This is a genomic window from Shinella zoogloeoides (assembly GCF_022682305.1).
Classification (GTDB): Bacteria; Pseudomonadota; Alphaproteobacteria; order Rhizobiales; family Rhizobiaceae; genus Shinella; species Shinella zoogloeoides_B.
Window position 1 is genome coordinate 2,464,238 of record NZ_CP093528.1, and the last position, 11,897, is coordinate 2,476,134.

Here is an 11,897-nt window from a genome sequence, read left to right on the forward strand (position 1 = left end):
TGCACCGAAAATCAGGATGCGCAGCCGCCCATTGCAACGCGTTGCAACGCCGAATATTCGACATCGCTCGCGCCCATCTCCGGTGCAACCCGTTGCACCGACGAATGCATTCCCGGAAATCCCTGACCCGTTCGGCTACGGCCAGCGCGCCGTGGACTTCCTGCGCGGCCTGAAACATCCGAAGTCCCGGCTTCCGGGCAACGGCTTCCAGCTCGACCCATGGCAAGAGCGCATCGTCCGCCAGATTTACGGCCCGTGCGATGAGCACGGCAACCGCATCGTGCGGAATGTCGTGATGTTGCTTCCGCGCGGCAATCGAAAAACCAGCCTGGGCGCGGCCCTTGCGCTCCTCCACACGATGGGGCCGGAGGCCGTGCCGGGCGGGGAAGTCCTGACCGCCGCCGCCGACCGTAAACAGGCTAAGCTCGCCTTCACAGAGGCCGAAAGCATCATTCGGGCCGGAGATAGCGAGCTTTGGACAAAGGGGCAGCAGTCCCGCCGCTTCAACGCGGGGAACTCCATCAAGCTCCAGGAGTACAAAAACCGCCTGACCTTCCCGAACGGTTCCTTTCTGGAAAGCCTATCGAGCGATGCCGGCACCCAGCACGGGCGCACGCCCGTTTTTGCGCTCATGGATGAAATCCATGCCTGGAAGAAGCGCGACCTCTGGGATGTTCTCCGCACTGGTCTCGTGAAGGTGACAGGCTCGCTCTCCATCGTGATCACCACGGCTGGCCGTGGGCAGGAGAATATCGCCTATGAGGTGATCGACTATGCCCGCAAGGTGGCGGCCGGCAAGGTGCATGACCCTGCGACATTGCCCGTATTGTTCGAGACCTCGCCGGATGCCGACTGGCAGGATGAAGGGGTTTGGCGGGCCGCAAATCCCGGCCTTGAGCACGGTTATCCCGACCTAGCCGGCCTCCGGCAACTCGCCCGCGAGGCCGCCGAGCGTCCCGCAGATAGGGACGCCTTCCGCCAGCTTCACCTCAACGTATGGCTGGGGCACTCCTCGACACCGTTTGTCGAAATGCCCGTCTATGACCGTGGCAGCGCTCGCGTCGATCTGGATGAGCTGGAGGATTTGCCGTGCTGGTTGGGCGTGGACCTCTCCAGCACATCCGACCTCACCGCCGTTGTCGCCGCATGGCGAGACGGAAATGGCGGCTATGCCGTCGTGCCGTGGTTCTTTTGCCCGGAAGACAACATCGACAGGCGCACCCAGCAGAGTGGCTACCCCTACACCCGATGGGCGGAGGAAGGGCACATCATCGCCACGCCGGGCAATGTGGTCGATATCCGCGCCGTGGAAGACCATATCCGCGAACTCTGCGACCGCTTCGACGTTCGGGAAGTGGCCTTCGACCCACACTATGCCCGCATCACCATGGCGAACCTCGTGGACGACGGCTATCCCGCAATCGAGATGCGCCAGGGCTGGGTGACAATGGGGCCAGCCATCCGGGAGCTGGAGAAAGCTCTCCTGGCCGGGAAATTCCGCCATGGCGGCAATCCGGTCCTGCGCTGGAACTTCGACAACATCGCAATCCAAGACGATGGCAAGGGGAACCGCTCGTTCCACAAGGGCAAGGCGCGCGACAAGATCGACGGGGCCGTTGCCGCTGCCATGGCCGTAGGCCGCGCCGCGTTGGGCGAGGACAGCCGATCAATTTACGAAAGCCATGACCGCCCGGAAGGGCTCCTTATTTTCTGAGGATTTTCGCATGTCCACCGAAGAAGAACGCCTCGTCGTCGCCCTGGAAGCTCGCATCAAGGATTTTGAGCGAAACTTCCAGCGGGCGAACCGGACGGCAACAAGCAATTTCGACCAGATCGAGCGCCGTGCCCGGCAATCGGCCGACCGCTTGGAAGACTCTATGGGCAAGGCCTCCAAGGGCGTCAATCTCGCCATGGCGGCCATGAAGGGCGGTCTTGCCGGCTTGGTTGCTGGCATTAGCATAGGCGCTTTGGACGGTATCATTTCCCGCATCGGCGGCATTGCAAAGGGCGTGGCAAATATCGGCAACGAGGCGAAGCGCGCCGGCCTCAGCAGCAAGGCGTTTCAGGAGCTTGGTTTTGTCGCCGAGCAAAACCGCATTCCCGTTGATGCACTTGTCGACGGGATGAAGGAGCTGAACCTTCGCGCCGACGAATTCATCGTCACCGGGAAAGGCAGCGCCGCAGAGGCTTTCCAGCGCCTGGGCTACGGAGCAGAGGAGCTGAAGCGCAAGCTCACCGACCCTTCGGCGCTCCTGGTCGAGATCATCGGCAAGCTGGAACACCTGGACCGCGCCGCGCAAATCCGCATCGCCGACGAGCTTTTCGGCGGCACGGGCGGCGAGCGCTTCGTTGAACTGCTTGACCGTGGCGCGGCTGGCATCCGCGCGTCTATCCAGGAGGCCAATGACCTCGGCCTTATCCTTGAAGATGACGTCATCCAGCGCGCCGACGAGATCGACCGGAAGTTCAATGCCATCGCTGCGACCATCGGCACGGCGCTCAAAGCGGCCGTCGTGGATGTTGTTGGCGACATGGACGATTGGCTCGACCGCTTCAACAAGATCGATGAGCAGACCACCCGCAATGTCCAGCTTGCGCTCTCGGGCGTCTATGAAAAGCTCCAGGCGGCGAAGGGCCTTCTCTCCGATCTTGAACTAAACAAGGCGGCATTCCCCGAAGACGCCGCCCTCGACCTCAACATTGAGCGTCAGAAACAACTCATTGAGGAGCTGACGGGCGAAGCGATGCGCCTTCGCGACATTCTGGACCGTCGCCAGGGCTATTCCGAAAACTTCATCTACAAGACCGGCGAGGATGCGAAGTCCGCGAAACCGCCCGTTGACGCCCTCAATGGCGCGCTTGGCAGCACGGGGAATGCCGCCGGCACCGCCGCAAGCAAGCTCCAGACCTATGCCGATGCAATCCGGTCGCTTCGCAATGAGGTGCCGGAGCTTGCCGCGTCCCTGCGCGATCTCGACACGAAAATGCAGATTGACGAGGCATATCGCCTCGCCGTCTCCAAGGCGCGCAGCATGGGAGAGGTTTACCTCGCCAACGAGCTGCGCGGGAAGGCGCTCGCCGCCGTAAACGTGAAATCCGCTACCGACGACCCGACGCGATATCTTTCGGCCGCCCTGGCATCGGGCAAAGCCCAGACGCATATTGAGGGTATGGCCAGCGCCTTCGCATCTAAGCTGACCACCATGCTTGCGAATATGCCTGACGACCTCAAAGGCAGCGTGACCATCAACTCCGGCTTTCGTTCGGTCCAGCGCCAGCAAGAGCTATGGCTCCAGGCGCTCCAGAAATACGGCTCGCCGGAGGCCGCCCGGAAGTGGGTCGCACCGCCCGGCAACTCCCAGCACAACAAAGGCAACGCGGCTGACCTCGGCTATGGTTCGGACGCTGCCCGGCAGTGGGTGCATGCGAATGCCAGCCGCTTCGGCCTATCCTTCCCGCTCAATAACGAGAATTGGCATATCGAAGATGCCGACGCCCGCAGCACCCAGGTCACGGCCGAAATCGACAAGCTGACTCAGGCCGCAACCCAGCAGAGCGAAGCCTATCGCCGGATCATTGACGGCGCACGCGAGCACGTCGCCGCCCAGGGCACCGAACAGCAGGCCCTCAGTATGACGGCGCAAGCCGCTGCCGCCTATCGTTATGAGCAGGAAATGCTCAATGAGGCCCAGCGTGCCGGCATCCAGCTCACGCCACAACAACGAGCCGAGATCGCCCAGCTTGCGCAGGGTATGGCGCAGGCCGAAGAAGCTACCAGGCGCTTGTCGACAACACAGGAGGAAGCGCGAGCCGCCGCCGATTTCTTCGCCCAGGGCACCGCCGACGCGCTAACGGGTTTCATCATGGGCACCCAGACGGCCGAACAGGCATTGCAGGGCCTTTTGCAGATGCTCGTAAAGGCGACCTTGCAAGCGGCGCTCCTGGGCGAAGGCCCACTCGCCGGCATCTTCGGCACAGCTGGCGGCGGGGGTATCCTTGGCAGTCTTTTCGGCGGCCTCTTCGGCGCGAAGGACGGCGGGGAAATTCAGGCATTCGCCAGCGGCGGCCGTGTGCGCGGCCCTGGCGGTCCTCGCTCTGACAAGGTGCCAGCATGGTTGTCAGACGGAGAACATGTGATCAACGCCGAGGATGCAGCGAAAAATCGCCCTCTCCTGGAGGCGATCAATTCCGGCAAGACTCCCGTGCTGCCTCGCGCGAACCTCGGAAGCCGGCGCGGCCCGGCGGCCGGCGGAGGCAACGTGAATTTCGGCAGTATCAACGTGAATGTGTCGACCCAGGGTAGCTCCGGGAACACGGCCATGGACGACGCGAACTCTCGACGCATCGCCCGTCAGGTCTCGGAACATGTCCGCCAAGAGATGGCGAATTTTCTCACCGACGAATTGCGCCCCGGCGGCCTGCTCTGGGGGCGGTAAGAGAAATTGCTCATGGAACAACGAACTCGCTGGAAATCACCCTATGGTTGAATATACTCCCTCCCGAACGCCGGGAGGAGTCGATGAATTTTCAGGTAATAGAAAGGAACGGCAACAAGACGCGGGCCGTTCTGTCTAAAGGGAAAATTCGATACAGAGGCCAATCCTTAACGCCTGTTGCCATTTCCTCCTTAATGGATGGGGGTGCAGGAAATGCGATAGGGGGCGCGGTTGTTGGCGGATTATTGCTAGGTGGTGCTGGTCTGGTTGCGGGGAGCGTAGTTGGAGCGTCACGCGGCAGGGCGACATTTATAATCAAAGTAGCGGATGGAGACGAACTCCTCTGCTCCACTTCGAAGAATGACCTCCCAAATCTTCACAGGCTTTTGAGGGAAAGTATCATTTCAGCCAGAGGCTCAATCTCTGAACTTCAACAAGAACGGGAAAGGCAAGAAGGCATAGCAAAATCGCGATACAATGCGACAAAGCTTATCCTTGGCCCGTTTTACTTCCTAAAATTCGGCTTTTTATATTTTCTCCTCGCTGCACTTGTCGTCTTTTTCAGCTTAGGGATTGCTTGGTTCTTCCTGCCTTATTGGTCCGCAAAAATCGAGCGCGAGCGAGCTACATCGCGCATAAACAAGCTGACGCGAGAAATTGACGGCCTGCAATCAATCGCAACATTCCCCGCCTAACCTTCCTCACGGGGCAGCTCAAGCCCGTCATAGCTGACCTTCGCCATCCATTTAGCGAGCGTCGCCGGTCTCGTGCCCTGTCCATAGCGCTCCTCGACGCCGCCAGAGCGCGCCCAGCCGCCTAGCGCCCTGGTAGCGTCGATTGGCACGCCCGCTTCCCGCAGAGCATCGCGGAAACCGTGACGGAATGAATGGAACGAGGCACCCTTGTCATTGATGCCGAGCACTTGCTTTTGCCAGTAGGCAAAACGCTTCTGGAATAGGTCCGCCCGCTGGGCCTGATCTTTCCCTTCCAATTCCGGGAAGAGCCTGGGGCTCTTCTTCTCCCGCATCTTCTCCGCCCACTCCAGCAGGCCAAGCCGCTTAAGCTCCGGGTGCACGGGGACAACGCGCTCACTGCCGGGGGTCTTGAGGCTCCGCTCTTCCGTCTTCCGCAGAATGAAGCAATCGACGCCATCCCGCACCGCAATGTCGTCCGGGGCAAGCCCAACAATCTCGCCCAGGCGCATGCCGGAGAAAATGCCAATGAGCGGAACCCAATATCGGCCGCTCATCTGTCCGTCTTTCGACCACTTCGGGAGCCCGGCAACGATCTTGTTCATTTCATCGACCGTGAACGGCCGGCGCGAGACCTCGGCAGTCCCTTTTGCCGGAGCCATGCGGGTTGCCGGGTTGATCGACAGCAGCCCCTTATTTATCGCCCAGTTGAAAAACGAACTCATGGTGTGGGTGTAGACCCGCACCGTGCCAGTCGACATGAGCTTGTCGCCGCGCTGGGCTGCCAGGGCCGCGACCTCGCGCATGGTCTTGCACTTGGCGTAGGCCTTCAGCTTCGCCACGTTGGCGGGAATGCCGGCAATGACTTCCTGCACTGCGGCGCACTCGGCGCGCGTTATCGCGGCGAGCGGACGGGACTCCCCGATTGCCTCCTTCATCACGCGGAAGGTGACTACATATTTTGCGTCGGCCGAGCCGCCCAGATGAGCCCGCGTCGGATCATTTTCAAAACGGGTGATGGCCTCGCCCAGCGTGCAACCCGTTGCAACGGATGGCGCAGGCGAGACAGAATTGATGCCTGAGAACAGCGGATCATGGGCAATGTCGCCATGCCCGCCGTCCATACGGTCGAGCATCCGCTTTAGATGCTCGATGTCTGCCCGCCGTAACGTTTCAATTAGGCGCATGAGTTCTGGCGATGCGATGAAGGACGCTGCCGGCTTGCCCATTTGCCCTTCAGTCGGAAGAGGAATATTCAGCCTGCGCTCATTAATCAGAGAACGCGCCTGGGCGAACAGCGCGGCCTCCGCCGAAGGATCACGACTTTCAAAGCCGCCGATGTCATGCTCCGCATTTTCCCGCGCTTCTTCATCGCGCACGGGGGTAGCGCCCTGCTCTGCCTTCCAGAATTCCCCAAGCACGGCGCGGCGGATGTCAGCTTCTGAAACCTTATCGCCTGGGTTGATCGGTTCGCCCCGCTTCAGGGCCTCGCGCGCCTTTTCCCATTCGAGGTCGAGACGAACCGAAACGAGCCGCGCTTCCTTTGCCGCCGCTTTGGGGTCTGACGTGCCTAGAGCGACCCAAATTTCCTTCCGGCCAAGGGCCTTGACCAGATCAGAAGGCACGCGCCGCCGCAGGCTGTAGGTGCCTCCGCGCCGCATCAATCCCGTAACTTTTAGCATCCCATCTGCCCCGCTTGTGTAGCGCTCTTGTGTAGCAGATCGGCCTTTTAGCGACTTGATTTTACGTTTCTTTTCCACTTTTCAATCCCTTAAGAGGGGACTGGTGGGCCCGGAGGGACTCGAACCCCCAACCAAGCGGTTATGAGCCGCCGGCTCTAACCATTGAGCTACAGGCCCGTCCGGCGCGTGCCGGGGCCGTCGGTCAATGGCGGCCGACGGCTGGAAAGCGTCTAGACGAAATCGGGCCGCCTCACAAGCATGTCGCCGTATTCTCTACACAATGCCGGGCGATGAACACGGCAGGGGACACAACTATCAGGAGATATTCCCGCATGTTCCATGGAAGCTTGAACCGCCGCACCGGTCTCGTCGCCCTCACCCTGGCCCTTGCAGCCGCCGCCGCGCCGCTGGCCGCCAAGGCACAGGAGACCGCAAGGCCGCGCGAATCGACGGTCATCGTTACCGGAGAGGGCACGGCCGAGATGGCGCCGGACATGGCGCTGGTCGACCTCGGCGTCGTCAAGGACGCCAAGACCGCCCGCGAGGCGCTGGACGCCAACAACAAGGCCATGGCGGATATTCTCGCAGCAATGAAGGAAGCCGGCATCGAAGCCCGCGACCTGCAGACCTCCGGCTTCGCGATCAATCCGCAGTATCAGTTCCCGCAGAGCACGACGGGCGAGAACCCGCCGCCGATCCTTCTCGGCTTCCAGGTCTCCAACACGGTCACGCTGCGCGTGCGCGATCTTTCCAAGCTCGGCGAGATTCTCGACAAGGCCGTGACGCTCGGCGCCAACCATGGCGGCGGCATCCGCTTCGTCAACGACAAGCCGGACGCCGCTGTCAGCACCGCCCGCGCGCGCGCCGTCGAGAACGCCATCGCCAAGGCGAAGGAATTGACGGCCGCCGCCGGTGTCGGCCTCGGCCGCGTGCTGGAAATCTCCGAGACGAGCTACCGCGCCGAACCGATGCCGATGATGCGCGCCATGGCCAAGGACTTCGCGGCCGCCGGCACGGTTCCGGTCGCCACCGGCGAGAACAGCTACTCCGTGGTGGTCAACGTGACCTTCGCGCTCGGCAAATAAGCCAGGCCGGAGAGCGACAGGACGAAGGGCCGGGAAACCGGCCCTTTTTTTATTGATCGTCGAACATCCGGCAGGGTCGGCGGAGGCCACCGTCCAAACGCGAAAACCCTCCCGGCGAGACCGGGAGGGCGGCCGTCCAGCGGCCGGGGGTGACAAGCTGGACGGCGTCCGTCAGGTGAGCGCCGGAGCGCCTTCCCCCTCTGTTCCGATAAACGGCTCAGCGCCAGATCGGGCAACCGCGGTCGTTGATGAAGACGATGCGGCGATAGTCGCCGTGGCGGAAGCCTTCGACCACGACGCGACGCGGCGACACGTCGACGACGCGGGCGCGGCGCATGCCGAAATCGCGGGCCTTGGCGACGGCGAGATCCGGCGAGCAGCGGCCACGACGGCCCCAGTCGCCATGGCGGCGATCACGGCGATCGTCCCAGCGGTCGCGATCATGACCGCGACGACCGCGATCCCAGCCGCCATCATAGTCCTGGACCTGGAGGAAGCCGTTGCGATAGCCGACATTGTCGATCGTCACGCTGAGGCTGGCGGCGGAGGCGGCCGGAACAGCGGCGGTCAGGGCGCCGAGACCGAGGACGGCGGCAAGGATGGTCTTTTTCAGAATGCTGGTCATGGAAGGTTCTCCTGTTCGTTCCGGCCGGGCCGTTCTGTCCGCCGATTGAGGAAACCATATGGCGGCCCGCCTGAACGAAATCCGAATCCGCCGTTCAGCCTGCGTTCAACTTCATGAGCCGCTGAAGACGGCGAAGCGGGTGATCATCCCGTCCTCCAGTTCGAGGAGAAGAATCTTCTCCTTCGAATAGCTGTCGCCACCTGCCGACCGGCCACGCGCCGTCACGCGGATCGCCGCATTGTCGCCCGAGGCATCGCTCATCACCAGCATGTCGCCATAGCTCTCGTCGAAGGCCTCGAAATGGCGGGCAAGCCGGTCGCGCAACGCTTCGCGGCCATTGTCGCCGCCCTCCCCGACGCCGGAAAGAACAACATCTTCGTGGACCCTACCGGCGAGCGCGGAAAAGTCGCGGGCGTTCAGCGCCTCGATAACGGCGCGGCTGGTGCTTTCGATATCGGCCATGGTTCTTGCCTCCGGTTGATCGCTCACGGGAACGTGCGACCCGCAACACGGTTCCGTCAAGGGTTGACCGGTCGCTCAGCCGATGGCCCAGAACAGCGTGCCGAACACCACGATGAAGGCGAGAATCACACCCATGAAGCGCGCAAGGCCCTGATTGGTATCGGTGGTCGTGCCGACGATCGCATAGTAGATATCGTTCATGGTGGGCCCTTTCTTCAAGCGGCGAGCGCATCGAGCGCACCCGCCAGCCTATCACAGCTCGAGGAATGCCTGAAAGCCGCCATAGATCATACGCTTGCCATCGAAGACATCCTTCCAGTCGTCGCCCTGGAGACGCTCGTCGGCCATCACCTTGGCGACGATCGCGTCGCGCCGCTCCCGGGATTCGTAGGTGATCCAGGAAAAGATCACGATCTCGTCATCGCTCGCATGCACGGCGCGCGGGAAGGAGGTGAGTTCGCCATAGGGCACGTCATCGGCGGCGCATTCGACATAGTCGATCGCACCGTGTTCCTTCCACACGTCGCCCGCCGTGCGCGCCATCGCCTTGTAGGCCTCCAGATTGGCCTTGGGCACGGCCAGCAGGAATCCGTCGACATAGGTCATGCTCGTCTCCTCCTTGGTTGGGGCATGAAAAGAACGTGTGGCACGGCGGCGATCCGGCAAGGGGGCGACCGTCGTTTATCGATCCTCACCGGCTTTCGTCGGGTCGCCGACCGCCGCATTCAACCGGACAGCTTCCCGCACCAGCGCCTTGGCAAGGCTTTGATCCACGGTGTCATCCTCCACGAAAGCCATCGTCGCCAGTTCGTATTTACCGCCAGGCCTCAGCCGCGGCTCGATCCCGGTCAGCCGCCTGCCACGCCAGAAGCCAAAAAGCACGCGTGCCGCCTCGGCGCGGATCAGAAGCACCGGCCCGTTGGAAAAGCAGACGATGTGCCCCCATTTGATGCGCTCTTCCAGCGCACCGGCGGCAAGCACGGCCGCTCGCAACGCATCGACGATCTCGCGGCGCCAGCCGTCGAGGGCGTCGACATAAGCCTGTGGGCTTTCCGCCGGCTTCTCCTTGCGCATGATGGGCATGCCCCCATTTCCCGCAGTCTACCGCGAACCGCCCCGCCCCGCCATGCTTCTCCACCGCCCATCCACGCGCGGGACAAATCGTCTGTTGCCTCACTCTCGCCGTCATGCAAGTTTCGGCCGCGTAAACGGCTCGGCATGAAAGGAAAAACGACGATGCGGGACTGGTTTTGGCGGCGTGTCCTTTCCCTCTCCGCCTGCGGCCTCATGCTGGGCACGCTGTTCTTCGCGGCGTCGCTGACGCCGAGCCTGCTGCCACGCACCTATCTCACCCAGGGGCTTCTGTCCGGCGTCGCCATGGCCATGGGCTACGGTCTCGGCGTTCTTCTCAGCATCCTGTGGGTCTGGCTGGAACTGCCGGAGGCGAAGAACCGCACACGGCTCTGGATAACGACGGTGGCCGGCGGCATCTGCGGCATCGTGGCGCTCGTCTTCCTCTGGCGCACGGCGGAATGGCAGAACTCCATCCGAACGCTGATGCACCTGCCGCCAATCGAAACGGCCCACCCGTTCTATGTCGGCTTCATCGCATTCGCGCTGTTCCTCGCGCTGCTCGGCCTCGGCCGGCTTTTCGCCCTCAGCGCCCGGCTCTTCGCCAGCACGTCGCAGCGCGCCGCGCCGCGACGCCTCGCCTCGCTCATCGGCACCGCCCTTGCCGTGGTCCTGTTCTGGACCCTGGCGGACGGGGTGCTCATCCGCTTCGTGCTGCATACGGCCGATTCCTCCTTCCAGCGGCTCGACCAGGTATTCGAGCCGGACACGGCGGAGCCGACGGATCCGCTGAAATCGGGCAGTGCCGCCTCGCTGGTGCGCTGGAACGAGCTTGGCCGCCAGGGCCGCTCGTTCGTGGCGACCGGCCCGTCGTCCAGCGACATCTCCACCTTCACCGGCAAGCCCGCCATGGAGCCGTTGCGCGTCTATGCCGGCCTCAACGCCGCCGAGACACCCGAGGCGCGGGCACAGATCGCGCTTGAGGAACTGATCCGCGTCGGCGGTTTCGAGCGCTCCACGCTGCTTGTCGTCATGCCCACGGGCACCGGCTGGATCGACCCGGAGGGGATCGACCCGGTCGAGTACCTGCACCATGGCGATATCGCCAGTGTCGCCATCCAGTATTCCTATCTCGCAAGCTGGCTCTCGCTGCTCGCCGAACCGGACTACGGCGCGGAGGCCTCGCGTGCGCTCTTCCGCGCCGTCTACGGCCACTGGACGCGCCTGCCGAGGGATCACCGCCCGAAGCTCTATCTCTACGGCCTCAGCCTCGGCGCGCTTTCCTCCGAGCAGGCGGCAGAACTCTTCGAGGTCATCGGCGATCCCTATCAGGGCGCGCTCTGGTCCGGCCCGCCCTTCCCCAGCCGCATCTGGCGCCAGATGACCGCGGGCCGCAATCCCGATTCGCCCGCCTGGCTGCCGCGCTTCCGCGACGGTTCCTACGTGCGCTTCACCAGCCAGCGCAACGCCCTGCCGGAAGCCGGCGACCATTGGGGACCGATGCGCATCGTCTACCTGCAATATGCCAGCGACCCGATCACCTTCTACGACGCACATTCCTTCTACCGCCAGCCCGACTGGATGAAGACGCCGCGCGGGCCGGATGTCTCGCCGGACTTCCAGTGGTATCCCGTCGTCACCTTCCTGCAGCTCACGCTCGACCTCGCCATGGCGACCACCACGCCCATGGGGCTGGGGCATGTCTATGCCGGCGAGCACTATGTCGAGCCGTGGATCGCGGTGACGAACGTAACGGACTGGAGCGAAGCGGATATCGCCCGGCTGAAGGAAAAGTACCGCGCGGACCGGTAAGCGGCCGCGCCTTCACCACGCAAACAAAAACG

11 protein-coding genes and 1 tRNA gene are annotated in these 11,897 nt (G+C 62.9%); 5 read left to right on the top strand and 7 right to left on the bottom strand.

Annotated features, from left to right (window positions below; genetic code table 11):
* Nucleotides 1–16 precede the first annotated feature (16 nt).
* The 3 genes from MOE34_RS12335 (at nt 17) to MOE34_RS12345 (ending at nt 5,131) form a co-directional block, all read left to right on the top strand.
* Nucleotides 17–1,714 (top strand): terminase large subunit, encoded by a 1,698-nt coding sequence (locus MOE34_RS12335; RefSeq protein ID WP_242217274.1) that lies wholly within the window; start codon nt 17–19, stop codon nt 1,712–1,714.
* 10 nt (nt 1,715–1,724) lie between these two features.
* Entirely contained in the window at nt 1,725–4,436 is a 2,712-nt protein-coding gene (locus tag MOE34_RS12340) for a M15 family metallopeptidase (RefSeq protein WP_242217276.1), read from the top strand.
* Between the two features lie 83 nt (nt 4,437–4,519).
* A complete protein-coding gene (locus MOE34_RS12345) occupies nt 4,520–5,131 on the top strand; it encodes a hypothetical protein (RefSeq protein WP_242217278.1) in 612 nt (203 codons plus the stop codon).
* On the opposite strand, the gene MOE34_RS12350 is transcribed toward MOE34_RS12345, so the two are convergent.
* Both MOE34_RS12350 and MOE34_RS12355 read right to left on the bottom strand, forming a co-directional pair.
* Nucleotides 5,128–6,888 carry a site-specific integrase gene (locus MOE34_RS12350; protein WP_242217280.1) on the bottom strand — a complete coding sequence of 587 codons (1,761 nt, stop codon included), beginning with the start codon at nt 6,886–6,888 and terminating at the stop codon, nt 5,128–5,130. The genes MOE34_RS12345 and MOE34_RS12350 overlap by 4 nt on opposite strands.
* Nucleotides 6,889–6,911: 23 nt before the next feature.
* A tRNA-Ile gene (locus tag MOE34_RS12355) sits at nt 6,912–6,987 on the bottom strand.
* Nucleotides 6,988–7,142: 155 nt separating this feature from the next.
* Here MOE34_RS12355 and MOE34_RS12360 point away from each other — a divergent pair.
* On the top strand, nt 7,143–7,895 hold the full coding sequence (locus MOE34_RS12360) for an SIMPL domain-containing protein (protein WP_242217282.1): 753 nt from the start codon (nt 7,143–7,145) through the stop codon (nt 7,893–7,895).
* Nucleotides 7,896–8,112: 217 nt separating this feature from the next.
* Here MOE34_RS12360 and MOE34_RS12365 read toward each other — a convergent pair whose 3' ends face one another.
* The 5 genes from MOE34_RS12365 to MOE34_RS12380 all read right to left on the bottom strand — a co-directional run bounded on the left by MOE34_RS12365 (nt 8,113) and on the right by MOE34_RS12380 (nt 10,065).
* On the bottom strand, nt 8,113–8,520 hold the full coding sequence (locus MOE34_RS12365; RefSeq protein ID WP_242217285.1) for a hypothetical protein: 408 nt from the start codon (nt 8,518–8,520) through the stop codon (nt 8,113–8,115).
* Nucleotides 8,521–8,631: 111 nt separating this feature from the next.
* Nucleotides 8,632–8,982, bottom strand: coding sequence for a nuclear transport factor 2 family protein (locus tag MOE34_RS12370; RefSeq protein ID WP_242217286.1), 351 nt, complete (start codon nt 8,980–8,982; stop codon nt 8,632–8,634).
* Nucleotides 8,983–9,057: 75 nt separating this feature from the next.
* Entirely contained in the window at nt 9,058–9,183 is a 126-nt protein-coding gene (locus tag MOE34_RS25440) for a hypothetical protein (protein WP_277955649.1), read from the bottom strand.
* A 51-nt stretch (nt 9,184–9,234) separates the two neighbouring features.
* Nucleotides 9,235–9,588 (bottom strand): DUF1428 domain-containing protein, encoded by a 354-nt coding sequence (locus tag MOE34_RS12375; protein ID WP_242217288.1) that lies wholly within the window; start codon nt 9,586–9,588, stop codon nt 9,235–9,237.
* A gap of 75 nt (nt 9,589–9,663) precedes the next feature.
* Nucleotides 9,664–10,065 carry a DUF1801 domain-containing protein gene (locus MOE34_RS12380; RefSeq protein WP_242217290.1) on the bottom strand — a complete coding sequence of 134 codons (402 nt, stop codon included), beginning with the start codon at nt 10,063–10,065 and terminating at the stop codon, nt 9,664–9,666.
* A gap of 153 nt (nt 10,066–10,218) precedes the next feature.
* On the opposite strand from MOE34_RS12380, the gene MOE34_RS12385 reads away from it, so the two are divergent.
* Nucleotides 10,219–11,865, top strand: coding sequence for an alpha/beta hydrolase (locus tag MOE34_RS12385; RefSeq protein ID WP_242217292.1), 1,647 nt, complete (start codon nt 10,219–10,221; stop codon nt 11,863–11,865).
* Nucleotides 11,866–11,897 lie beyond the last annotated feature (32 nt).